Raw genomic sequence first — 25,534 nt, 5'->3', positions numbered from 1 at the left:
ATAATGAGTAAAATGAAAAAAACAGTGGCGATTAGCTGCACACTATTAAGTGGCATAGCCATCAGCCAGCTTGCCCAGGCGAGCAGTTTTTCCATCGGTGCGGGTGCATTGGTTGATCGCTCGGCTTATCGTGGTTATGATACCAAAGTCTATCCGTTGCCGGTTATCAACTATGATAATGGCTATCTGTTTGTGCGTGGCTCAGCCGCCGGACTGTATGCCTATAAAACCGAATCGGATCAGGTTGCCTTACAAGTTGCCTATCTACCCGGTAGATTCAAAACCTCACACACCGATGATTATGCGCTCAAGCAACTCAACAACCGTAAACTCTCTTTTATGGCTGGCGCCAGCTACAGCCACCGTGCGGACTGGGGGAATATCAATCTCAATGTCATGACAGATGTTTCAGGCAATAGCAAAGGGACGATCGCAGATCTAGGTTATGGTTACGGTCTGCATTTTGCTCAGCTCTATATCGAACCCAAAGTCGGTCTTGAGTGGCAAGATCATAAGTATAATAACTACTACTATGGCGTTAGTGATAGCGAATCAGCACGCAGTGGTTTGAACAAATATGATGCAGATAATGGCGTCAATCCTTATATCGCGGTTAACAGTTATTATAAATTCAGTAAGAACTGGCAAGCTTTTGTATTAGCCCGCTACACTTACTTAAGTAGTCAAATCAAAGACAGTCCAATGACTGACCGCTCATCAGCGGTACTCGTGGGTGCAGGCGTAACCTATCGATTCTAAGCATGCGCGATGAAATAATCGGCAAAAATCGCTATCCGATAAGTGTCCGTGCCATCAAAAGTGCGCACACTTATCAAACAATTCAAACATAAAAATCTATATAATCAAATGGATAACTTTACCTTAAAAAGCTATATCAATAGATCCACCAATAATTCTATTTTTCTCTAAATCATAAAACTGCTATAATTCGCCCCATTATCGAGGATAAGAAAACAGGCATGTTATTTAAAAGAGCGATAGTTTGTGGCGGTATTATCATTATTTGTTTAATAGGATATCTAGGCTATATCGCCATCAAATACTATCAACAACAAATAGAGTATCAAGCATTACAACAAGCCGTACTCATTCAAAAACAAGCGTTAAAAACACTCATTGATAGTAAGCCTAAATTAGAACAAGTTCATTTCCGTCGCGAACTGCGTATCGGCATGTTGCGTTCACTCACACCCTTTTATATCAACTCACGAGCACCGAATAAATTAAGTGGCTTTGAATACTCTTTACTCAGCCGTTATGCCCGTTTAGAAGAGGTTGATTTAAAGGTGGTGTTTGCCGATACCCTGACTGAACTGCTCACCCAGCTGGAAGAGAATAATATTGATCTGATTGCTGAAGAGTTGCAAGGTCATACCAATTATAAAGAGAAAGTCATCGCCAGCATGCCCTACTATTCTGCTGTTCAACAATTGGTTTACTTAAAAGAGCAGATCAAACCTTACTCTTTTAATGACATTAATGGCAAACTGCTGGTCGCGGTAAATTCACCACAAAGTCATATGCTGTCAAAATTAAGCAATGAATATACTCATCTTAAATGGGAACAATCTGCGGTATTTAATCAGGAAGAGTTATTAAAATTAGTAGCAACAAAAGAGATTGATTATACCATTGCTGATGCGTTAACTATTTCCGTTATGCGTAGAATCTATCCCGCTTTAACCGTTGCGTTTAGTACCGATGAAGCACAACCATTACATTTCTATTTTACCAAATCATCCGATCGTTCGTTACTCAGTAGTATCAATCAATTTATTAAGCAGTCACAGCAAAATGGGACGATTGAACGCTTAGAAAATCGTTATTTTAGTTATATTGATGACTTTGATTATGTCGATACCCGGCAGTTTTTGCGTGCTATTGAAAATACGCTGCCACAATTTGAAGCTTATTTTAAAGAGTATGCTCAGCAGTACCATTTTGACTGGCGCTTAATCGCAGCGATGTCTTATCAAGAGTCACACTGGAATCCACACGCCACCTCATCAACCGGGGTTCGTGGCATCATGATGCTAACCCAAAACACCGCTGACGATCTCGGTGTGTCCGATCGTTTAAATGCTCAGCAGAGCATACGTGGTGGCACCCAATATTTAGGTAATTTAGTAAAACGTATCTCAACCAATGTGCCGGAAGAGGAGCGCGTCTGGCATGCTTTAGTGGCCTATAATATGGGCTATGGTCATCTACTTGATGTCAGGCGTCTGGCCAGACATTTAGGTAAGAATCCAGATAACTGGACTGATTTAAAACAGGTTCTCCCGCTGGTGAGTTTGGATAAATATCAACCCTACCTTAAATATGGCCGAGCAAAAGGTTATCAGGCGCTGCATTTCGTCAATAGTATTCAGCAATACTATGTCAGTTTAGTGGGCTATCAGTTAGAGAAAGCCTATCGGCAAAAGCAGATAGATGACAAATTGAAAAATATCCGCTCAGGTAAAAATATCAATCGCCGTGCCGTCAGAAATTAAATGTGGATGACTGAGTCGATTAGTTATCAGACAGCGATTTTTGTTGTTTGGCCTGCTTGATAGCTAACCGGCGTTGCTGAAAAAATTCACTTAATAGATCAGCACAGGTTTGCTGCAAAATGCCACCCGTAACGGCTACCTGATGATTAATACCTGGCAAGCCAAGTAAATCAATCAATGAACCTGCGGCGCCGGTTTTATGTTCACTAGCACCAAATACTAAACGCGCAATGCGGCTGTGAATCATCGCCCCTGCACACATCATACAGGGTTCTAAAGTGACATACAGCGTGGTATTGATCAGGCGATAATTTTGTAATGCAATGCCACCCTGACGCAGTGCCATCATTTCAGCATGGGCTGTCGGATTATGCTGAGTAATCGGTTGATTCCAACCCTCGCCAATAATTTGATTATCTAATACTAATACGGCTCCCACCGGCACTTCACCTTGGGATTTTGCCTGATAAGCCCTTGCTAGTGCTTGTGTCATCCAATACTCATCTGAATATAACATCACGCCATTTATCTCTTTTACTATCATATTTTCAATATCGTTAATTCGATTATTATAACCAACTTTGGCCTAGAACCGCTAATAACATACCGTTTAATCAACTATTTTGCTCTATTCTCGCCAACGCTTCATTTAAGTCTTACTTACGGTGATTTGTTATTTCGCCATGCCGAGGTCTCAGAGATTAGCCTTAATACAACCAGACATCTTGTGACAGTTGATTTGGCATAGCTATATGATGATTATCTTGATGCCCTATCTCATCTTATCTGATACAGTCTGCGCAGCTGACTGCATTTTATGTGATATCATCGCACAATAAATCTGCTATAGTGTGCGTGAAAAAATAGACGACATATTAAGACCTAACTCAATAACCTGGATAAACCGTAATATTATGGCTTTACTGATAACTGATCGCTGCATTAATTGCGATATGTGTGAACCTGAATGCCCCAATGATGCTATTTCAATGGGATTTGAAACTTACCAGATTGATCCGGATCGCTGCACGGAATGTGTGGGATACTATAGCTATTCAACTTGCCAAAACGTGTGCCCAATCAATAATGTGATTATTCTTGATCCGGCACATATCGAATCACCGCAAGCACTACAAGTGAAATTTGAAAAATTAAAAACTGAGAAATAATCAATCTTCAATCTGACAAATATTGACTCTTAACTCTTTGGGGATTTCAAATATTACGTTTTCTGAAATGCCTTGCATTTCGATAACCTGATTACACCCTAATGAGGTTAAGTGTTCGACTACTTCATTGACTAAGACCTCAGGTGCAGAAGCGCCTGCGGTTACGCCAACCACCTTCACCCCTTCCAGCCATGCTGACTGAATGTCAGATTTAAAATCGATGAGATAAGATTTTTTACCTGCACGGCGTGCCAGCTCAGCCAGGCGATTTGAGTTAGATGAGGTTTTTGAACCCACCACCAATACCAGATCCGCCTCATGCGCCAGTCCGCGCACCGCCTGCTGCCGATTGGTGGTAGCATAACAGATATCATTTTTACGCGGCCCTTTTATCAGCGGGAATCGCGTCGTTAAAGCTTGAATAATCTCACTGGTATCATCGACTGACAGGGTCGTTTGTGTGGTGAAACAGAGATTATGCTCATTTTTAACCACTAACGTTTGCACATCTTCGGTAGACTCGACTAAATAGATACCCCCCTGAGGATTGCTATATTGGCCCATCGTGCCTTCGACTTCAATATGTCCGGCATGACCAATTAAGATAACCTCTTCCCCCCGATAACTAGAACGCGCCACTTCCATATGGACTTTGGTCACCAAAGGGCAGGTGGCATCGAAAACTTTGAGGGGTCTGGCCCGGGCTTCTTCCCGAATGGCTTTAGACACGCCATGCGCCGAGAATATCAATACCGCCCCATCCGGCACTTCATCAAGCTCCTCAATAAACCGTGCACCCAAAGCAATCAGACGATTAACCACGAATAAGTTATGGACCACTTCATGGCGAACATACACAGGCGCACCAAATATCTCCAGTGCTCGCTCGACAATACTAATGGCACGATCAACACCGGCACAAAATCCACGCGGGTTTGCAAGCAAAATTTTCATTGGATACCTTTAGTCTGCTTTTTTGGTCGGCCTAAAACTACTATACAGCAGTAAAATAACACCAATACAGATAGCGCTATCTGCCAGATTAAAGGCAGGATAGTGCCAGCTACCCAGATAAAAATCTAAAAAATCAACCACAAAGCCATGATAAAGACGATCAAATAGATTCCCTAGCGCACCGCCCAGTACCAGTGCAAAACCGATATTATTGAGATAATCGTTTTTCTGTGATTTATAGAGAAAGCGAATGATAAACAGACTGATAGTTAAAGCAATAATTGCCAAAATCCAGCGCTGTCCTAAAAAGAAACCAAATGCTGCACCATAATTACGAATATACGTAATGGAGAAGAAAGAGAGCAGCGGCACCGATTCGTACAACTGGAAATGGGCCAGCAAGACAAACTTGCTGGCGATATCGGCAATAAAGACAATCAACGCTAACCATAAAAAACATAGGCCGTTTTTCTTTTTTACATCCATATTCATATGACGGCAAACGCCCCTTGTTTTATCTTAAGCAAAATGACGTGTTTCGCCTTGACCATTGACATTGGTCTGGCAACGCTGACAAAGATGCGTGGTTGGATCATTATCCACCGTATAGTGCCAGCAGCGCGGACATTTTTCACCGGCCGCTTTTGCAAAACCGATCTTCAGATCGCTCATCTCGGTCGCTATAGCTTGCTCACCTTTTTCAAACGGCGCCACACTGGCCTGCGAAGTCAATAAGACAAAGCGAAGCTCATTGTGTAACTGGCCTAACTGTGCAGCCAGCTCAGGTTTCGCGTATAGCGTCACATTCGCTTCGAGTGAACCACCGATCACTTTATCATTGCGCGCTTGTTCAAGCACACGATTCACTTCACCACGAACCCGTAAAATTGTTTTCCAGTAATCGTCGCTCATCGTCTCATTATCGGCTAAGGTAAACAGACCTGAGTAGAACTGCTCGGTAAAGACAAACTCGCTTCGCTCACCCGGTAAGTACTGCCAAATCTCATCAGCAGTAAATGACATAATCGGCGCCATCCAGCGAACCAGCGCTTGGGCGATATGATATAAGGCCGTTTGGCAACTATGGCGCGCAAGGCTATCCCCTTTCGCGGTATATTGACGATCTTTGATAATATCAAGATAGAACGAGCCCATTTCAATCGAGCAGAACTGCATCAGACGCTGCACGACGTGATGGAAATCATAGTTATCATAAGCCGCAATGATTTCATCTTGTGCCGCTTTAGCCGCCCCCACCGCCCAGCGATCGAGGACCACCATATCTTCTGGTGCGACCATATCTTTTTGCGGATCAAAACCATTTAAGTTAGCCAGTAAGAAACGCGCGGTATTTCGAATACGACGATAAGCATCGGCAGAACGTTTTATGATCTCGTCTGAAAAAGCGATTTCCCCAGAGTAGTCCGTTGACGCAATCCATAAACGTAAAATATCCGCACCCAGCTTATTCATCACCTCTTGCGGAGTGACGATATTACCAATGGATTTAGACATCTTACGGCCTTGACCATCGACAACAAAACCATGTGTCAGCACTTGCTTATAAGGGGCTTGATTATCAATAGCAGTTGATAGCATCAGTGAGGACATAAACCAACCACGATGCTGATCCGACCCTTCAAGATAAAGATCAGGACCATGGCCATTGAATTCTGGACGTGCCTGCACCACGGAATAGAAGGTTGAACCTGAGTCAAACCAAACATCCAAGGTATCGGGCACTTTCATATAGTCATCCGCGTCTGGACCGAGAAGATCTTTAATATCGGCATCCCACCATGCCTGAATCCCTGATTTTTCAACTAATTGCGCCACCTTTTCAATCAACATCAGCGTATCTGGATGCAATTCCTGCGTATCTTTATGCACAAACAGTGCCATCGGCACACCCCAGGTACGTTGACGCGAGATACACCAATCAGGACGGTTTGCGACCATCGTGTCGATACGTGCTTGACCCCATTCAGGGATCCAGCGAACCTGTTTAATCTCTTTTAATGACTGGGCACGTAAGCCTTTTTGATCCATGCTAATAAACCACTGTGGGGTGGCACGGAAAATAATCGGCGTTTTATGGCGCCAGCAGCATGGATAACTGTGCTGTAATTTTTCAACATGCAGTAATGCACCTTTCTCTTGCAATAGTTCAACAATCACATCATTAGCTTTAAACACAAACAGGCCATCTAAACCTGCGCCCGTACCATCCACAAAATGACCTTTGCTATTGACCGGATTGGCTACTTCTAACTGATATTTTTGTCCGACTAAAAAGTCTTCCGGGCCATGGCCTGGCGCAGTATGTACGGCGCCGGTACCAGCATCGAGCGTCACATGGTCACCTAAGACAATCGGCTCATCAAAAGCCAGAAACGGATGCGCAAAGCGCAGCAGCTCTAAATCGCTCCCTTTACAGCTTCCTAAAACCGTCCAGTCACTGATATCGGCACGTTTCATCACCGCTTCAACCAGATCAGCGGCTAAAATAAGGCACTCATGTTGATTGACCGCGATCAGCTGATAGTCAAATTCAGCATTTAAAGCAATACCTCGGCTGGCCGGTAAGGTCCACGGCGTTGTCGTCCAGATGACTGCATAAATCGGTAAATCAGTGTGTACACCAAATCGTGACATCACCGCTTTCGGATCTACCGCTTTAAATTTGACATCAATCGCCGGCGACGTTTTATCATAATATTCTACTTCAGCTTCCGCTAAAGAGGAGCCACAAGCCGTACACCAATGCACCGGTTTGGCGCCTTTTAATAAATGGCCATTACCGATAACTTTACCTAATGCACGAATAATATTGGCTTCAGTCGAATAGTCCATTGTACGGTAAGGATTTTGCCAATCCCCCATCACACCCATACGAATAAAATCTTTCTTCTGCTGTTCGATTTGGGTACCGGCATAGTCACGGCAAATCTGGCGAAAATCAGCCGCTGTCACCTGTTCCCCAGGCTTACCAACCTGCTCTTCCACTTTTAATTCAATCGGTAAACCGTGACAATCCCAGCCAGGAATATACGGCGAGTCGTAATCCATGAGGGTTTTAGACTTGATAATAATATCTTTAATAATTTTATTTACAGCATGACCGATATGAAGGCTACCATTCGCATAGGGAGGACCATCATGTAGGATAAAGGATTTTTTGCCTTTCTTCGCATTACGAATATGACGATATAACTCTTTATCATACCAATTTTGTAACATTGCCGGCTCTCGCTTTGCCAGATCGCCGCGCATCGGAAAACCTGTTTCAGGCAGGTTTAAGGTATTTTTATAGTCTGTCATGCTTGTTGTTCCAGTTATCTTAAATATTACATACAATGTTAAAATGCAAAACCATGCAGCTCTAAGCGGCGATTGTTTTGCAAAATAGATGATTATCAGCAGCTGACAAGCGCGTCAGACACCTTATCTATAGTGCTTAAAAAACAGAATAAGCTAGGTATAAATTAACTACTTTTAGCCGTACTTGTACGGCTTTCGTCTGTTCAATAGAGTTGATGATTAAACGACGAAACGATCAAATGATGATTAGAATTTTGCCTTAATCTCTCTTGCGATGCAAACATCTTGTGCAATTTGTTTTTGCAGTGCATCGAGTGAAGTAAACTTTTGCTCATCGCGTATTTTTTGTCGAAAGAGCACCTGCAAATCTTCACCATAAATATCCTGATTAAACTCAAAAATATTCACTTCCAGCGTGGTTTTCTTACCCTCAACCGTCGGCTTTATACCGATATTGGCGATGCCGTGATAAGTTAAACCCGTTGCAATACGTATCACCTCTACAGCAAAGACGCCCTGCAAAGCCGCTTTGTTACGCTGCAGATGCACATTCGCAGTTGGAAAACCTAGCTGACGTGCTAACGCATTACCATGGATCACTTTGCCACAAATAGCATAAGGTCGACCCAATAACTTTTCAGCTAACACAAAATCAGCTTGTGCTAAAGCATCACGAATCGCGGTGCTACTCACTCGCAGACTTTGATATTCAAAGGCCTGTAAACTTTCAAACCGAAAACAGCCTTGCTGCGCGTAATGATCAAGCAGCTGCTTATTGCCTTGTCGCCGGGCACCAAAAGCAAAGTCGTCGCCTACAATCACATACTGAGCGCCAAGCTGTTTCACTAACCACTCTTGGACAAACAGGGTCGCTGAAAGTGAGCCAACATGCTCATTAAAGGGAATACAGAGTAAGTAATCGATCCCTAACTGACAGAACTGATGATATTTTTCCTGAAAAGAGGTTAGACGCGCCGGCGCACGATCCGGTGAAAAAAACTCCAATGGCTGGGGTTCAAAAATCATCACAACCGTCGGTAAATCATATTGACGCCCCACTTCACGTAATCGAGCCAATAGCGAACGGTGTCCTAAATGAACACCATCAAAGTTACCCATAGTCAAAACACACTGGGCAAACTGAGCATGAAGATTAGCAATACCGCGGATAATTTTCATCAAATATCAGGTTATACACATAACGAATTAATTGGCTGATTATATCAGGATGTTAGCCATTGTTGTAGAGGCAGATAGCATGTCTTTACGCATTCAGTCATTTTCGATGATGCGAGCCGTTGATAAAAAATCCCCGACTTACATTTAACCAATCATCGGCCGTCAATCTAATCAGACCGCTAGTCACCGATTCAACATAACATTAATGCTTAATCGAACGCAAAAACTCTTGCCGCGTACTTGGGTTAGTTTTAAAACCACCCCCTAATGCCGTGGTGGTGGTCATGCTGGTTGCGTCCTTAATACCGCGCGCTTTCACACAGTAGTGCACCGCATCAATAGAGACCGCGACATGTTTAGTGTCCAGTAACGTCTGTAAAGCCACTAAAATTTGTTGCGTGAGCCGCTCTTGTATTTGGGGGCGCTGAGAGAAAAATTCAACAATACGATTAATTTTAGATAAACCAATCACATAATCTTTGGGAATATAAGAGACGGTCGCTTTACCATCAATGGTGACAAAGTGATGTTCACAAATACTGGTTAAGGTGATATCACGTACAGTCACCATCTCATCAAACTGCATCTTATTTTCGATTAAGGTAATTTTAGGAAAATTTTCGTAATTTAAACCAGAGAAAATTTCATCCACATACATTTTCGCAATACGATGTGGTGTTTCACATAAGCTATCGTCACTCAAATCGAGTTCCATTAACTGCATAATCTCAGTGAAATGCTGTTTTATTTTCTCTTTACGCTCATGCATCGTCAAAGGAACGCGTTTGAGTGGCGTCTCAAGACCCTTCTCTTCCAGTGCCGCTTTCACTATCAGGGCTTCGTTACTTAATGCCGTCATTGTCTCTCACTTAAGGAATGATTTTTGTGATTAATTTACGCTGAATTAGCATGAAACAAAACTGTTTTTCAATCTATCGCTCAATTATTTTTGTGCACGTGATTTTTTTAGTGTCAACATCCATAATACGGTAAAAATAAATAAGGCATACAAACTCTTATAACCAATCACGACTAATAATCCGAGACAAATGAAAGCACTCAAGATAGCCAGTAATTTTGAGGTGTGTTTGAGTAATTTGATCGCCGAGAGCATAGCCAGTAAGTAAATTAATACAAATACGCCATTGGCATAGGCCAATAGATGACCCAAGGGAATATTTAAAAAATGTAATAAAGTTAATGAACACAGGCAGAGTAATATCACCAGCGATAAGGCATTGATTGGACTTTGCTGTTTTGATAACCGCGCCAAAATACTCTGCGGATAATCTAGTGACATTTGTGACCAGATTAAGCGTGCGAAACTTTGCATATAGATATTAATGGAAGCAAAGCAAGCTAAATAACCAATAATACAGAAGGTCCACAGTGCCTTTTGACCAAATAGTTGTTGCACGATTTTAGGTAAAGCGGTGGTCGCCGTCGCATCACTTGGCGCATAATAAACCACGGCCGCCGTCGCGGCCCAATAGATAAAACCGGCAATCAAAAGACCAATCAATAGTGCCGGCGAAAAGTCACGTTCAGGACGTTTAAATTCCGAAGCGAGATGAACAAATGCCTCCAGACCAACGAAACACCAAAACATCACAGCAAAAGCCGATAAAATAACTGATGAGGAAACCCCCGATAATGCCGGCCAAGTTACGGCCAGAACCGGTGGAGAAGCGGCAAAACAGATCACTAAGACCAAACCAATGATTAACACCGCAATCAACGATTGAATCCAGCCGCTAGCGCCCGCACCAAAGAGTCCAACGCACCAAATCAGTAATAACGTAATCACCTGGATGAGTAATTCGACATGCGGCGAGAATAAAAACAGTGCATGTAAAAATCCGGTGGCAATATAGAGTGCTGCCGGTAAACCAAACGGGATGACCGATAAAAAGACCCAACCTGTTATTCGACCAAGCTGAGGATTAAAAGCACGACTAATAAAGTAAGCGACACCACCGGCATGGGGATAATATTTGCCCAATTTGGCGAAACAGATGGCTATCGGCAATACACAAAACAGCAATAATGGCCAAGCCCATAAACCCGCACTCCCTGCTGATAGTGCAACAATTGCGGGAACCGCAAAAATGCCAGTACCCAGTAATGATGTCGATAATAAACCGATTCCCTGCCATAAATTTAAGGCTTTTTTTAATTCATTCATATTATTATAGTCAGTGTTAAAAATGATATCTGATGTTTATCATAACAAATAAAAAAGTGCATGGATCATGCACCTTTTTTTATTTTCAGTCTCGCGATGAACGCCGAGTCTGGTGATGAGTCCAAACGATTTATGACTGTTTTTTAATCGCATTAATAATATTCGTCGTTGAGCAGCCATCTTCAAAATTGAGCACTTTAACCTCACCACCAGCTGCAATAACTTCTGCGCCACCGGCAATCTGCTCAAGTTTATAATCGCCACCCTTAACTAAAATATCTGGTAAAATTTCGCTGATAAGACGCTGCGGCGTCTCTTCCTCGAAAGGCACCACCCAATCAACGGCATCAAGCGCACCTAATACAATCATACGTTGAATCAAAGGATTAATCGGTCTTGATTCTCCTTTGAGCATTTTTACTGAGGCATCACTATTCACCGCCACAATCAATCGGTTACCGAGTTTACGCGCGTTGGCTAAATAGGAGACATGGCCGGCATGTAAAATATCAAAGCAGCCATTAGTCATCACCACTTTTTCACCACGCAAACGCGCTGTGCGTACCGCTTCTTTCAGCTCATCCTCGGTCATCACACCAAAGCCATCATGGGTTCTAGCTCTAAGCGCGTCTTGTAGCTCAACCTGTGATACCGTGGAGGTCCCTAATTTGCCGACCACGACACCGGCGGCAGCATTAGCTAAAAAACACGCCTCTTCTAAACCGGCACCGGCAGCTAAAGAGGTAGCTAAGGTCGCAATAACCGTGTCGCCTGCGCCCGTCACATCATAAACTTCTTTGGCTTGAGTGGGTAAATAGAGCGGCGCTTTATCAAGCTGTAATAGCGTCATCCCTTTTTCAGAACGTGTGATTAATAGCGCCTGTAAATCATAACGCGTAATAAGCGCACATCCTTTACTGATAATTTCTTCTTCTGTTGGACAATGGCCAACGACGGCTTCGAACTCTGACATATTTGGGGTTAAGATAGTCGCGCCGCGGTACCGTTCAAAATCAGTCCCTTTGGGATCAATTAAAACCGGTACATTCGCTTGCTTAGCGAGCTTAATCATATCCTGAACATGATTAAGTACGCCTTTTGCGTAATCAGACAGAATGACGACTTGTGAGGTATGTAATGCCCGTTTCAATTTATCGAGTAAGGGCTCAGGATCAACCTGAGTGAAAGCCTCTTCAAAATCGAGGCGAATCAGCTGTTGATGTCGAGACAAGATTCTGAGTTTAGTGATAGTGGGATGCGTCGGTAAAGCAACAAAATCGCAATCCACTTTCTGTTTAACCAGCTGTTGGTCAAGAATATTGGCGACTTCATCAGTACCCGTTAAACCGATTAAGCGGACATTACCGCCTAGGGATGTCACATTCATCGCCACATTGGCCGCACCACCAGGTCTCTCTTCTAACGCGTCAATTTTTACTATCGGCACGGGTGCTTCAGGAGAGATACGGGTTGTTGAACCATACCAATAACGATCCAACATAATATCACCCACCACTAGCACGTTGGATTGAGTATAATCAGGTAATTCAGTCTTCACAGATAAAGCCTCTTATTTTAAACAATGTTATCATCGTCATTATTGCGCGTCAGTCTAACATAATGAGATAATTTGAAATATATCGACTACATCACGTTCAGAGGATGGATAGTCAAAAAAAATAATCAATTAATCAACTTACTGATGAATAAAATGAGCCGTCTGGCTCATTTTATCATTCAATCGAAAAACAGGCGCAATACTACGCCTGTTCATCATCCTCTTCGTGCACCTCTTGTTCAGTACGAGGGCGATAAAAACGCGCACAAAACAGACCAATCTCAAATAAAATGCACATAGGCACCGCCAGCAAGGTCTGAGAAAAAACATCCGGCGGCGTTAAAAACATACTAATGGCAAATACCGCGACAATGATATAAGGACGTTTGCGTTTTAAGCTCTCTGGCGAGGTAACCCCTGTCCAACAGAGCAGAACAATCGCGATTGGCACTTCAAAAGCAAAGCCAAACACCATAAAAAGGACGATAACAAAATCGAGATATTTAGTAATATCCGTATTAATCGCAATATCGGCCGGCGCGGTATGAATAAAGAAGTAAAAGGCTAAGGGGAAGACTAAGAAGTAAGCAAATGCTAACCCTAAATAGAAGAGTACCGTACTTGACACTAATAACGGCATCACTAAGCGTCTTTCTTTGTTATATAAAGCGGGCGCAATAAAGCCCCAGATTTGATACAAAATATAGGGTGCAGAGAACACCAGTGCAACCACTGCGGTCAACTTTATCGGCGCAAAAAATGGCGCGGCGATATCCGTTGCGATCATGCTACTACCCTCTGGCAGCTGCCGGATAAGTGGATTGGCGACAATCGAATAAATATCATTGGAAAAATAGAGCAGACCAATAAAAATCACGACAATGCAGACCAGTGAACGTAAAATCCGCGTACGCAATTCTATCAGGTGTTCAATTAAAGGTTGTGCGTTATTAGCCATCTTACTTGTCATGATGTTTGATCAGTTTTATCTAATTTAGCCGGATCTTTATCATCCAGTGTCAGGCCTTGCTTGATAGGTCCTTTGATATCTTGCTGATAAGTCTCCTGCATTGAAGCGGTGACACGTTTCAGATCATCAATCGACGCTTGAATTTCCGGTGAGATATTTTTCAAGCCACTCTCTTCTGCTTTCTTTAAGCTGTCCTGCAACTCTTGCAATTTGAGTTCTTTACTGAGTTCTAATTGCACCGAGGCAGAAATAGCGCGTAATGCTCGAATCCACCCCATCACCGTTTTAATGGCAACCGGTAAACGCTTTGGACCTAATACCACCAGACCAATCAGCATGACCAGCAGAAGCTGGGTAAAACCGATATCAAACACAATTTACTCTTTTTTATCTGAGTCAAGCTGATTAGGCTGTTCTAATTTTTCATCTGATATTTTTTTATCATCATCATCGTTCATAGCTTTCTTAAAACCTTTAATCGCCTCACCTAAATCAGAGCCTAAGGTACGCAATTTTTTAGTACCAAAAATGAGTACGATGACAGCAATAAGAATGAGTAGTTTTGTCCAACTTGGCATCATGATAACACTCCTGAAATTCTATAAAATGATCAATAATAAAGCGACGGTAATCACGACGCCAGAAAATAGACAGAACTGTCGTCGCTGTCTTTTTTGCAAAGTATACAGCTGCGAACTCAAATGATCCAATTTTGATTTTAGTCTTCGGTTAGCGCGCTCTTGCTGTTTTATTTTGGCCGGTAATTGTGGAAATAGTTTCGTCATGGCCGGTAACGTTTCAACGATCTGCTTTGCAACTGATTTTACACTGATTTTCTCGGCATACCACGCTTCTAAAAAGGGTTTTGCCGTCTTCCATAAATCGAGCTCAGGATAGAGCTGTCGACCGAGTCCCTCAATATAAAATAGTGTTTTTTCTAATAGAATTAATTGCGGTTGCACTTCCATATTAAACTGCCTGGCAACACTGAATAAATTAAACAGTACTTGTGCAAACGAGATTTCACCTAACGGTTTAGCAAAGATGGGATCACACACCTGCCGCATCGCTTGTTCAAATTCATAAATATCGGTCTCTTCGCTAACCCAACCAGATTCAATGTATAGCTGAGCAATTTTATGATAATCACGATTAAAAAAAGCGATGAAATTTTCCGCCAGATAATATTGATCATCTTGCGTCAGCTCACCGACAATCGCACAATCGATACCGATATAACGCGGATCATGAGGCTGCCGGATATCGACAAAAATATTGCCAGGATGCATATCTGCGTGGAAAAAATTATCACGAAAAACCTGCGTAAAAAAGGCTTCAACCCCTCTCTCTGCCAGTAATTTTAAATTGACATTGGCACGTTTTAACGCATCGATATTGGCAATCGGAATACCATATATACGTTCTTCAACTAAGATATTTTTACGACATAAATCTCGATAAACATAAGGAATATATAAAATATCACTATCGATAAAGTTTGCCCGCAAACGTAGCGTATTATCCGCTTCTTGCTGTAAATTGAGCTCTTTTAAAATCGTATTTTCGTAGTCCCGAACAATATCTCGGGCTTTGAGACGTTCACCATCTTGTATCCAATTCGGTAGTTTATCGGCCACAAAATACATCAGACTAAGATCGGCTTGTATGGTGGGAAATAAATTAGGCCTGAGCACTTTAATGACAACCGGAATTCGACTACCTTTCATCGTGGCAGTATGGACCTGAGCGATAGAGGCTGAAGCGAGTGGGATAATATCAAACTCATCAAAATGTTCACTAATCGGCTGCCCTAAGGCGTCCTCAATCATTTCAATGGCTAATTTCCCCTCAAAAGGGGCCACTTTATCTTGTAATAGTGCTAATTGATTGGCGATATCGGCAGGTAGCAAGTCACGGCGCGTAGACAGCATCTGGCCAAGTTTAATCCAGATTGGACCGAGTGCTTGCAGGGCTAAACGTAACCGCTCTTCGGGAAGTTGACCTTTGGCACGATTTTTGACCCAAAACAGGCTGGCGATAACCACTTTTAACCAAAATGAGAGGCGATGATGAGGTAATAACTCACTGAGCCTGTAGGCGCGCATCACCGCCAATATTTTATAGATCCGTGTATATTTCATGCTATACCAAAACTAAAATTTAAATCCACGATGCAGTGCAACAATACCACCGGTCATATTGTAATATTTGACATCACCAAAACCAGCGTCAAACATCATCTGTTTCAGCTTATCCTGATCAGGATGCATGCGGATTGATTCAGCTAAATAACGATAACTCTCGGAATCATTAGCCACGACTTTACCCATCAGGGGTAAAACATGGAAAGAGTAAAGATCATAGGCTTTATTGAGAATTTGATGCTGAGGTTTTGAGAACTCTAGAACTAGCAAACGTCCACCTGGCTTGAGCACACGCCACATAGAACGTAGTGCTTTCGCTTTATCGGTCACATTGCGTAGACCAAATGAGATGGTAATGCAGTCAAAATAGTTATCAGGGAAAGGTAAGGCTTCAGCGTTAGCTTGTACGTATTCAATATTATTGATTAGCCCTTTGTCTCTTAATTTGCTACGACCAACTTTGAGCATCGAATCATTGATGTCGGCTAATATCACCTGACCTGTTTCACCAACTAACTGAGAAAATTTTGCGGTTAAATCACCGGTACCACCAGCAAGATCGAGAATTTTTTGACCTTTACGTACATGACAGTGATCGATAGTGAACTTCTTCCATAACCGATGGATACCAAACGACATTAAATCATTCATTACATCGTATTTATCTGCCACAGAGTGGAACACACCAGCAACTCGCTGCTCTTTCTCTTGTGTCGGAATCTGTTCAAAACCAAAATCAATCGTCTCTCGATTATTTTTATTATCTGAGTTGGACATAATCATACCGTCATGTTATCGAATTTTGAGTTATTCTAGCATAAATATTTATAAGAAAGACAAAAGATATTATTAAAAACCTTCGATAACAAAGCATCACTTCAATTTTATCATCGGTCAGGTTATGAAGCGATTAAGCCAAAAAGGTCAAAAGAGATGGCTGATGGCAATAAATGAAAAGCGTAACAGACAGGGGCTTTTCATCTATATTTTGGCAGAGGTGATGGATAAAGCCTAATAATAGACGGTTATCTTTAAAGCTGCGCTTTAAGTAACGTTAATGCTTGAGCAAAATAATCCGCGGCTGTTTCAGCATCTTTAAAATCATTCACATTAATCATGATATCAAAAGGATAGATTTCGCATAACTCTTCAAGTGTTCGATGCGGATGACCAAAAGCACGCTCAAAATGATCGCAGAGTGCACAAAAATCTAAATCAGTAAAAATATAGCGATCGGCATGTAATGATGCCTGTTCAATACGTTTAGCGTGCAATAAAGCAATATCAATATAATTTTGCTCTTGTAATTTAGATAGTTTTTTACACACCTCTCGTTCAATGTAGTTGATATAACCATTACTGACAAATGAGGTGTTGTAAATATTGGCAAACTGTTTGGCCAGATTGCCGGATCTTGAATTACTGATGATATACACTCTTTTAACAAAAAAAGGTTGCGCTGCTTTGGCAATATAAGACCAATGGAGGTAAGGATTCTGACGAATTTGTGTCGCACTGATATTCATAAAATGCCGCGTTTCGTCAATTAAGCGTACCTGACAACCGAAATATTCCTGATGTAACGCAACATCTTGCAGTTCACTGGTAAAAATCAGCGTTGGCGCAATCGCTTGTAAGGATAAAATCGATTTAACTCGGTCACTCCAGTCTTTCCAGCCATTTGGATAAGAAGCAATGCCAGATTCATCTAATACATGAAAATGAATATTTGGCCTGCCCTCAAAACTATTTTTAAGCCACGCTAAACGATCTTTAACTTGTGGCTGTTTGGGCATCTGACTTTGCTCAAATAACGCAGCATCGCGAGAAGATTCACAGCCAAGCATCACATGAAGTTCATCGACTTCACTACTGGCTTTTTCAATCATATAAAGATGTCCACGATGAAGTGGATAGAATTTTCCAAAAATAAGGCCTATCTGGCGAGTCGGTTTCGATTTCATCGTGATTCTGCTCTCTTTATGATTTTTTACTAACATAATCATTTGGTAGAATTTTTCTAATCAAAAGATGCTATTACGCAGTTAATCGTTTTGATATCTAAAATTTTGTTTTAAAAACAGTTAATATAACGAAAACCGGATGATGAAAATCAGAATTGAGAGATGACAAGCTACAAAAGGGAATCGTGATATCGGCGTTTTAATGAACGACTTCATCCATTAAAACGCCAGACAAAAGAGTGAATGATATGCGCAATAATTAAGCGACATTGTGATTATTCTTGATTACGCTGCTGCCACTGAGCCAAAATAAGGCCGGTTGCCACAGAAATATTCAGTGCCGGCATCACGTCAGATCCAGACACATACACAATTTGATCAGCAACCTGAATCAACGCTTTATTCATTTGTTGGAACAAAACAACCACCGTTTTATCGGCAAATTTGACATCAAAAAGTGATTGTGCTGGCACATTTTTCATTTTACAAGGCAATAAAGCCACGACGCGATATCCTTGTTGTTTAAATTGCGATAATGTTGCCGCCATATCATCAGCGCGAATAGGCTGGACATACTCAGCACCGCCCTCAGCAACACGCAGCGCTGCCCCCGATTCCAATGTATCCACGTGGCGCAATATCACCCCTTGAGCAGAGAAAAACGCCGCTGAGCGGATGAGTGCACCGAGATTATGTGGATTATTAATATCATCAATCGCCAGTACACAATCATGAGCCTGTTTTTTAGTTTGGTCGAGATAATCGAGTGCAGTTAAGGGCGTTCGTTTCTTAACGATCAAACAGACACCACCATGATGAGGTGTACCGGTTAACTTGGTCATGTATTCATCGGAAACGACATCATAACCAAGATGTTTTTCAGCTAAACTCATGACTAGATCACGAAATTTAGTGGTCATCTCTTCAGTTAAAAAAGCTTTGATAATCGAGCTTGCACGCTGTTTAAATACGGCCTTACAGCTGTTTTCACTATAAACAAAAACCTCATCGTGAGCCAGTTTTCGTTGCGGCGCAGCCAAAGCAGGCTCGCTCTCTTTTTGAGCATAAGAGGGTTGCTGAGGCTCTTTACGGATTTTGGTTTGCCATGGCGAATCGCTATTTTCGGTCGGTTTTCTTACCGCCACGCGCCCTTTTTTAGGCTCAAAGGTTTCAATTCGACTTGTACGTTCATCAGAACGGCCTCTTGCGGTAGGTTTATCTTTATAAGCCTCTTTTTTATAGCCATCCTTTTTATAAGCAAAACCGTCGCCTTTTCTTGAATCACCACTTCGCTTATGATCGGTGCGACGTTCTGGTTCAGCTTTCTTTTGTGCATAATAAACAGAGGGTTTATTTTTAGTCGTATTCTCGTTGTCGTTCATGATGTTCTCGTATCGAATAAGCGGAATCTGTATATTAAATCATTTTAATATACGCATAGATAATTCCGTCTAGTATATCACTGTATAGAATAAATCATACTCAAAATAATCAGTACAAAGATTAAATTAACTCATTAATATTATTCAATTTAATACTGATTACCAGACGCAAGATTAAGAAAAGAGTGTTGTATTTTCAGCAGAAAAAAGCTCAAGCAAATTCGCTTAAGCTTTCAACGTTTAACGAGTTCGGATGGTCGGTGCGATTTTATCAACCACACCATTAACAAATTTGTGACTATCTTCAGCACCAAAGGCTTTGGTGAGTTCAATCGCTTCATTAATCACAACTTTGTAAGGCACATCTTCACGCTTAGTCAGCTCGTAAAGCGCAATTCTGAGAATCGATCGTTCAATGGGGCCAAGCTCATCGATAGAACGCTCGGTTAAATATGGAGTCATTAATTCATCTAACTGCGTATGATTACGCACAACACCATGAATTAATTCACGAAAATATTTAGTGTCTACCCCTTTCATATCTTGTTCAGCTAAAAACTCTGCTTCAATATCTGTGATACTATTTTGTGATAACTGCCATGAATAAATTGCTTGTACAGCACATTCACGTGCTCGGCGCCTTGCATTTGGCTTCACACACTACTCCTTGATCGCTTTAAGAACATTTAACATTTCAAGCACCGTTAAGGCGGCTTCTGAACCTTTATTACCCGCTTTAGTCCCTGCGCGTTCGATAGACTGTTCAAGGTTCTCTGTTGTTAAAATACCAAAACCAACCGGAATATCAAAAGCAAGAGAAGTCCCTAACAGGCCTGAACTTGACTCGCCAGCAACAAAATCAAAATGGGCTGTGCTGCCACGAATAACCGTACCTAATGCCACAACCCCATCATATTTACCACTTTTCGCTGCTGCTTGTGCGGCTAAAGGAATTTCATAAGCACCCGGTACCCAAATAACCGAAATATTGTCATCTTTTACCTGGCCAATACGTTTTAATGCATCAACAGCACCCGTTACTAAGCTATCATTAATAAAGTGGTTAAAACGAGCAACAATAATTGCAACGCGTGCAGCAGGTGCAGCAACCGAACCTTCAATCGTTCTCATGGAAATTCCTCAGATAAATCGGATAAATAGGCGGGGATTTTATCATAATGGGCTGATTGAATCTATGCAAAACATGGCGAATAGCGAAAAATAGTCTTGGCGATAAAAATACCAAAATAGCCTATAGATCCTTCTGCCTGATCAGTGACGATGAGATAAATCGTGTTATCTCTTTGTATGAATTATCCAGAAATTATCGTTTGATATCGCTTTTCATAACGATATCAAACGAGGATAAAATTAGCTATTTAACTGAAGCTATTTTTTTAAAATCATCCGAATATCTGAACCGATTGAGGTGATATCAGAAAATTGAAATTGCGGGACTTGTGATAACGTCATCAATTCAGGTATCATACATAATGCACGCGCCTTATCACCCAATATTTTCGGCGCCATATAAATAATTAACTCATCGACCAGATCTTGCGCGATCAGCGCACCCGCTAGTGTCGCACCGGCCTCAACCCACAACGTGTTAATCTGTTTTTGGCCTAACCGCTGTAACAGATATTGAAGATCGACCTGTGGCCCGGTGGTGGCGTCATCAATCAACAGTTCAATCTGCGGCGCCACATCTGCGGGCAACTTCGCCCCTATTTTACGTACCAGCCAGGTACAACCAGGCTGTTTAAAAACCTGTTCCTGTAAGGTCAAACGATGTTGACTATCGAGTACCACACGAATCGGTTGTCTGACTTCTGTTTGAGGATAGTTCTGTTTAACCTCATCAGCAAGCTCTGACCACCTTACAGTTAAGCTCGGATCATCAGCAAGGATGGTCGCACTACTACTCAAAATAGCACTGCTTTGTGCCCGAAATTGTTGCACATCTTGGCGTGATAGTGCCGAAGTAATCCATTTGCTTTCACCCGAAGCCATCGCGGTCCGCCCATCGAGGGAAGCTGCCATTTTCAAACGGACATAAGGCAGACCCGTGCGCATTCTTTTTAAAAAACCGCGATTAATCTCCTCGGCTTGCTCGGCTAAGAGACCTGATTCAACCGCAATACCTGCAGACATTAAACGGGCAACCCCTTGGCCGGCAACCAGCGGATTAGGGTCGAGCATCGCTATGACCACACGTGCAATACCAGCACGAATCAATGCATCCGCACAAGGCGGTGTTTTACCATGATGACTACAAGGTTCCAACGTCACATAGGCCGTTGCACCCTTGGCTTGTTGCCCTGCCATATCGAGAGCATAGACCTCCGCGTGCGGTAATCCGGCCTGATAATGAAAACCTTCACCGACAATATTGCCGTGCTGCACAATCACACAGCCCACATTAGGATTCGGTGTTGTAGTATATATCCCGCGCTTAGCCAGCATAATGGCTCGCTGCATATAACCGATATCATCGGATTCAAACATCATAGTCTCTATCTTATATTGTTAACTTCATACCAGAAGGATGGCTTAATTCTGTGTCTCTTTGGCCTGTAACTTGGCAATTTCTGAACCGAACTGTTCAATATCATCAAAGCTGAAATAGACTGAGGCAAAGCGAATATAGGCGACTTTATCTAATTTTTTTAACTCATCCATCACTAAGTTGCCAATCATTTTTGAAGGTATCTCACGTTCGCCAGTCGCTCTGATTCTCGATTTAATCTGACTGATCGCCATTTCGATATCATCGGTGCTGACAGGCCTTTTTTCTAGCGCTTTTTGTAAGCCTCTACGCAGTTTGTCTTCGTTAAATGGCTCTCTAAGATGGCCATTTTTAATCACGCCAGGCATAATTAACTCAGCCACTTCAAACGTCGTAAAACGTTCATTACAGACCGTACACTGACGACGGCGGCGCACCTGCAAACCATCACCCACTAAGCGTGAGTCGATGACTTTAGTATCTTCAGTATTACAAAATGGGCAATGCATAAACTCTCCAGCTGCGGCATTATTTAATTGGTCTTATCATATACCAACCTAAAAACTCAACTTATCCTATTTTATTCGTACAGATAGTCAACTATTTGACGATTATAAACGGTTATGTCGATAAAGTTAACGCCAGACATAAATTTGTTTGGTGCTTTCACTGCACTCAAAACAGTCACTGCATTTACCGCTGCCACACCCTTGATTGTCGAGATAATAAAAGCTAATCTGGCCTTTTTTTACCCAAAAAGAGAGCATATGTTGCATCGCACTCTCTTGAATACCAAAATGCCGGGAAAGATCCTGTAAATTAGCGCGACCTACTAGCTGTAAATAATCACGAATATCGGTCATCAGCATCATCGTACTCCTGTTTCAGTCATTGTAGTCCGATAGCGGAGCTATCCACTATCGGTTCAATCCTAATGACAACAATCTTTACTACACGCCTGCGGTTTTTTCATCTGTAAATGCGCCATATTACAGGTTTTCCCGACAATCTTCATGGCGATGATAACCATAACAAAAGCCACTCCGACACCAATTAACCAGCCGGCAGCGTGCTCTGATTGGGCTATCGTTGCATATTGATAATAAACGGTGGCACAAACCCAACCAATAAAGAATGTCCAAAGTGCGACAAACAGTGCCCAACGCCAACCGGCTTCACGATAGATTGAGCCCAATGCTGCTGCGCAAGGTGTATAAAGTAGAATAAAGATCAGATAAGCCATTGCCGCGGCAGCACTACCAAACGAGACTTGAATTGTTGAGACCGCTTTCGCTGACACATCAAGCTCAGTTTGTAATGCATCAATATCCTCATCTACTGCGCTGAGCCCTAAAGGATCAAGGAATGAATCTTTTAGCGCGATTAGATTCTCAGGAATAGTGTCAAAAGCACCAATAATGCCACCGACAAAATCAAACGCCTCATCATCCTGACTATCTTCTTCCATCGAATACAGTGAATTGAGCGTAGCAATCACCGCCTCTTTGGCAAAAATCCCGGTAAAAATACCGACTGTGGCTGGCCAATTCTGCTCGGTAATCCCCATCGGTTCAAATACCGGGGTGATCTTCTGACTGGCGACGGATAGGACCGATTCATTGGAATCGCTATGCCCAAATGAACCATCAGTACCAAGTGAATTCAATAAACTCAATACCGTCACCATCAAAACAATGGCTTTACCCGCTCTAATAATAAATAACTTTAAACGCGACCAGGTCAAATGTAGCATACCGCGCACTGTGGGTATGCGGTAAGCGGGTAACTCCATAATAAATGGCGTAATTTTTCCCGGTAATAGTGTATATTTCAGGACTAAACCGGTGATAATAGCCACCAAAATGCCTAACAGATAGAGAATAAACACCACCGTTGAAGCATGGTGTGGGAAAAAAATGACGGCAAATAGTGCATAAACCGGTAGTCTGGCGCCACAAGACATAAAAGGAATCATACAGATAGACATTAATCTATCCCTTGCACTGTCTAAGGTTCGCGTGCCCATAATAGCTGGAACACCACATCCAAACCCCACTAACATCGGCACAAATGCCTTACCGGGTAAACCAATTGCACGCATACCGCGATCAACCACCATCGCCGCTCTCGCTAAATAGCCAGAGTCTTCTAAGAAGGATAAACAGAAAAACATGGCGGCAATCACTGGAATGAAGGTTGCCACCGTTTGGATACCACTGCCAATCCCATCCGCTAAAATAACCGTTAACCACGCTGGTGATCCTAAACTATCAAGCACATGGGTGAGACCTTGAACAAAAATGGTATCAAACAATTGATCAAAGAAATCAATGAAAACTGAGCCAAATTTAACGGCAACAATAAACATCAAATACATCACCAATAAAAATAGTGGAATACCGGTTATTCGTCCTAAGGTAATATTATCGAGTTTATCTGATAACGAGGCTGTCGCTTCGCGCGGCTTTTCAATCACTTCGGTAGTCAATTGATCAATCGCATCATATCGTGCACTGGCAATAGCGACGTCAATTTCGTAATCACACCATGCCGACAACTGTTCTCTACATTGACTTAAGGCTACTTTTTCAGGCTCACTCAATTGGGCTTTACTGTCATCGAGTAATAACTCAATCAATGACCAACGATCTAACTGTTTTAGCCGACTACTCTCATCCAAAGATAATAAATACTCGGCAATAATCTGTTCTTGGGACGTGCCTAAGGTCGATATCTTAGGTTGTGGTAATTGTACCTGCTGCATTGACTCAATAATCTGCTCACGCAGCGGTGCTAAACCGGTTTTTTTAGCCGCAGAAACGCCGACGACCGGACAACCGAGCAGTACCGATAACTGTTCAATATTGATGTGCTCACCCATTTCATGTAAAGCATCCATCATATTGAGTACCACGATCATCGGACGTTTTAAATCAATCAGCTGAAAAGTGAGATATAAGCTTCGTTGTAAATTCGTGGCATCAATAATATTAATGATTAAATTATCTTTTTCATTGATAACAAACTCACGGGCAATCATCTCATCCTGAGACACCGAGACATCGAGATTCTCTATCGCATAAGTACCAGGTAAATCAACAATTTCAAAACTGTGACCATCAATATTAAGGATCCCGGTTTTTCGTTCAACAGTGACACCAGGCCAGTTACCCACATGCTGACGGGCTCCGGTTAAAGCATTAAAGAGTGTACTTTTGCCACTATTCGGATTACCAATTAAAGAGATATTCATTCGGCTACCCCGACAACGCCAATGGCTGCAGCTTCACTTCGGCGTAAACAGAGCAAAAATCCGCGCGTTTTGATTTCCATCGGATCACCCAATGGTGCTACCCTGACGACAGAAACCTTACAACCTGGCGTGATGCCCATGGCCAGTAAACGACGGCGAAATGGCAGTGCGGCAGGTAATAGCTTGGTAATCACAGCCTCTTGCCCAAAAGCCAATTTATCTAATGTCAGCATAGACATATTTTGTCACCCCAATATGATGAATAGATAGTGTGATATTATTGTTAATAATAATGATTATCAATATTATTACAGTTAATCCATAATGTGAACAGGCCTAAATATAAAATTTTAGTTGTAGAGGTGAAAAACAATAGCTGAATTTTAGTTTATAGGCGTGAATAATAGTCACGACAAGAGATTGATCAGGT

The 25,534-nt window shown here is 42.1% G+C and carries 24 protein-coding genes and 1 pseudogene; 3 read left to right on the top strand and 22 right to left on the bottom strand.

What is annotated here, in order from left to right:
* The first annotated feature begins 3 nt into the window (after window positions 1-3).
* Both RHO15_03110 and mltF read left to right on the top strand, forming a co-directional pair.
* Window positions 4-759 (top strand): MipA/OmpV family protein, encoded by a 756-nt coding sequence (locus RHO15_03110; protein WVD64514.1) that lies wholly within the window; start codon window positions 4-6, stop codon window positions 757-759.
* A 221-nt stretch (window positions 760-980) separates the two neighbouring features.
* The gene (gene mltF, locus RHO15_03105) at window positions 981-2,516 is read left to right on the top strand and encodes a membrane-bound lytic murein transglycosylase MltF (protein ID WVD64513.1); all 1,536 of its coding nucleotides are present in this window, start codon (window positions 981-983) and stop codon (window positions 2,514-2,516) included.
* A gap of 19 nt (window positions 2,517-2,535) precedes the next feature.
* On the opposite strand, the gene tadA is transcribed toward mltF, so the two are convergent.
* Complete coding sequence (gene tadA / locus RHO15_03100; protein WVD64964.1) at window positions 2,536-3,033, bottom strand: tRNA adenosine(34) deaminase TadA; 498 nt, start codon at window positions 3,031-3,033, stop codon at window positions 2,536-2,538.
* Between the two features lie 397 nt (window positions 3,034-3,430).
* On the opposite strand from tadA, the gene RHO15_03095 reads away from it, so the two are divergent.
* Window positions 3,431-3,685 carry a YfhL family 4Fe-4S dicluster ferredoxin gene (locus RHO15_03095; GenBank protein ID WVD64512.1) on the top strand — a complete coding sequence of 85 codons (255 nt, stop codon included), beginning with the start codon at window positions 3,431-3,433 and terminating at the stop codon, window positions 3,683-3,685.
* On the opposite strand, the gene ispH is transcribed toward RHO15_03095, so the two are convergent.
* The 21 genes and pseudogenes from ispH to RHO15_02990 form a co-directional block, all read right to left on the bottom strand.
* On the bottom strand, window positions 3,686-4,639 hold the full coding sequence (ispH, locus tag RHO15_03090) for a 4-hydroxy-3-methylbut-2-enyl diphosphate reductase (GenBank protein WVD64511.1): 954 nt from the start codon (window positions 4,637-4,639) through the stop codon (window positions 3,686-3,688).
* 9 nt (window positions 4,640-4,648) lie between these two features.
* Window positions 4,649-5,131: a signal peptidase II gene (gene lspA, locus RHO15_03085; protein ID WVD64510.1), complete on the bottom strand. Its 483-nt coding sequence runs from the start codon at window positions 5,129-5,131 to the stop codon at window positions 4,649-4,651.
* Between the two features lie 27 nt (window positions 5,132-5,158).
* A complete protein-coding gene (gene ileS / locus RHO15_03080) occupies window positions 5,159-7,960 on the bottom strand; it encodes an isoleucine--tRNA ligase (GenBank protein WVD64509.1) in 2,802 nt (933 codons plus the stop codon).
* A 246-nt stretch (window positions 7,961-8,206) separates the two neighbouring features.
* Complete coding sequence (gene ribF / locus RHO15_03075; protein ID WVD64508.1) at window positions 8,207-9,139, bottom strand: bifunctional riboflavin kinase/FAD synthetase; 933 nt, start codon at window positions 9,137-9,139, stop codon at window positions 8,207-8,209.
* Between the two features lie 202 nt (window positions 9,140-9,341).
* Window positions 9,342-9,998 carry a GTP cyclohydrolase I FolE gene (gene folE, locus RHO15_03070; GenBank protein WVD64507.1) on the bottom strand — a complete coding sequence of 219 codons (657 nt, stop codon included), beginning with the start codon at window positions 9,996-9,998 and terminating at the stop codon, window positions 9,342-9,344.
* 84 nt (window positions 9,999-10,082) lie between these two features.
* Window positions 10,083-11,324, bottom strand: coding sequence for an L-methionine/branched-chain amino acid transporter (yjeH, locus tag RHO15_03065; protein WVD64506.1), 1,242 nt, complete (start codon window positions 11,322-11,324; stop codon window positions 10,083-10,085).
* Window positions 11,325-11,454: 130 nt separating this feature from the next.
* Window positions 11,455-12,882: a bifunctional D-glycero-beta-D-manno-heptose-7-phosphate kinase/D-glycero-beta-D-manno-heptose 1-phosphate adenylyltransferase HldE gene (hldE, locus tag RHO15_03060; GenBank protein ID WVD64505.1), complete on the bottom strand. Its 1,428-nt coding sequence runs from the start codon at window positions 12,880-12,882 to the stop codon at window positions 11,455-11,457.
* A gap of 202 nt (window positions 12,883-13,084) precedes the next feature.
* The gene (tatC, locus tag RHO15_03055) at window positions 13,085-13,840 is read right to left on the bottom strand and encodes a twin-arginine translocase subunit TatC (protein WVD64504.1); all 756 of its coding nucleotides are present in this window, start codon (window positions 13,838-13,840) and stop codon (window positions 13,085-13,087) included.
* Window positions 13,841-13,938: 98 nt separating this feature from the next.
* A pseudogene (tatB, locus tag RHO15_03050) lies at window positions 13,939-14,226 on the bottom strand (Sec-independent protein translocase protein TatB).
* A 3-nt stretch (window positions 14,227-14,229) separates the two neighbouring features.
* The gene (tatA, locus tag RHO15_03045; GenBank protein ID WVD64503.1) at window positions 14,230-14,433 is read right to left on the bottom strand and encodes a twin-arginine translocase TatA/TatE family subunit; all 204 of its coding nucleotides are present in this window, start codon (window positions 14,431-14,433) and stop codon (window positions 14,230-14,232) included.
* Between the two features lie 18 nt (window positions 14,434-14,451).
* Entirely contained in the window at window positions 14,452-15,993 is a 1,542-nt protein-coding gene (gene ubiB / locus RHO15_03040; protein ID WVD64502.1) for a ubiquinone biosynthesis regulatory protein kinase UbiB, read from the bottom strand.
* Window positions 15,994-16,005: 12 nt separating this feature from the next.
* Window positions 16,006-16,773: a bifunctional demethylmenaquinone methyltransferase/2-methoxy-6-polyprenyl-1,4-benzoquinol methylase UbiE gene (gene ubiE, locus RHO15_03035; protein ID WVD64501.1), complete on the bottom strand. Its 768-nt coding sequence runs from the start codon at window positions 16,771-16,773 to the stop codon at window positions 16,006-16,008.
* Between the two features lie 254 nt (window positions 16,774-17,027).
* Window positions 17,028-17,996: a multifunctional transcriptional regulator/nicotinamide-nucleotide adenylyltransferase/ribosylnicotinamide kinase NadR gene (gene nadR, locus RHO15_03030; protein ID WVD64963.1), complete on the bottom strand. Its 969-nt coding sequence runs from the start codon at window positions 17,994-17,996 to the stop codon at window positions 17,028-17,030.
* A gap of 239 nt (window positions 17,997-18,235) precedes the next feature.
* A complete protein-coding gene (locus RHO15_03025; protein WVD64500.1) occupies window positions 18,236-19,342 on the bottom strand; it encodes a tRNA/rRNA methyltransferase in 1,107 nt (368 codons plus the stop codon).
* Between the two features lie 240 nt (window positions 19,343-19,582).
* Window positions 19,583-19,999 carry a transcription antitermination factor NusB gene (nusB, locus tag RHO15_03020; protein ID WVD64499.1) on the bottom strand — a complete coding sequence of 139 codons (417 nt, stop codon included), beginning with the start codon at window positions 19,997-19,999 and terminating at the stop codon, window positions 19,583-19,585.
* Window positions 20,000-20,002: 3 nt separating this feature from the next.
* Window positions 20,003-20,479: a 6,7-dimethyl-8-ribityllumazine synthase gene (gene ribE / locus RHO15_03015; protein ID WVD64962.1), complete on the bottom strand. Its 477-nt coding sequence runs from the start codon at window positions 20,477-20,479 to the stop codon at window positions 20,003-20,005.
* A 252-nt stretch (window positions 20,480-20,731) separates the two neighbouring features.
* Window positions 20,732-21,853: a bifunctional diaminohydroxyphosphoribosylaminopyrimidine deaminase/5-amino-6-(5-phosphoribosylamino)uracil reductase RibD gene (gene ribD / locus RHO15_03010; protein WVD64498.1), complete on the bottom strand. Its 1,122-nt coding sequence runs from the start codon at window positions 21,851-21,853 to the stop codon at window positions 20,732-20,734.
* Between the two features lie 42 nt (window positions 21,854-21,895).
* Window positions 21,896-22,360, bottom strand: coding sequence for a transcriptional regulator NrdR (gene nrdR, locus RHO15_03005; GenBank protein WVD64497.1), 465 nt, complete (start codon window positions 22,358-22,360; stop codon window positions 21,896-21,898).
* 126 nt (window positions 22,361-22,486) lie between these two features.
* Complete coding sequence (locus RHO15_03000) at window positions 22,487-22,723, bottom strand: FeoC-like transcriptional regulator (protein ID WVD64496.1); 237 nt, start codon at window positions 22,721-22,723, stop codon at window positions 22,487-22,489.
* Between the two features lie 59 nt (window positions 22,724-22,782).
* A complete protein-coding gene (feoB, locus tag RHO15_02995; GenBank protein WVD64495.1) occupies window positions 22,783-25,104 on the bottom strand; it encodes a Fe(2+) transporter permease subunit FeoB in 2,322 nt (773 codons plus the stop codon).
* On the bottom strand, window positions 25,101-25,343 hold the full coding sequence (locus RHO15_02990) for a FeoA family protein (GenBank protein WVD64494.1): 243 nt from the start codon (window positions 25,341-25,343) through the stop codon (window positions 25,101-25,103). The genes feoB and RHO15_02990 overlap by 4 nt, the downstream gene beginning before the upstream one ends.
* Window positions 25,344-25,534: the final 191 nt, after the last annotated feature.

The sequence above is a fragment of the Orbaceae bacterium lpD01 genome (assembly GCA_036251705.1).
Classification (GTDB): domain Bacteria; phylum Pseudomonadota; class Gammaproteobacteria; order Enterobacterales; family Orbaceae; genus Utexia; species Utexia brackfieldae.
This window is presented reverse-complemented; position numbering and strand designations above follow the sequence as displayed.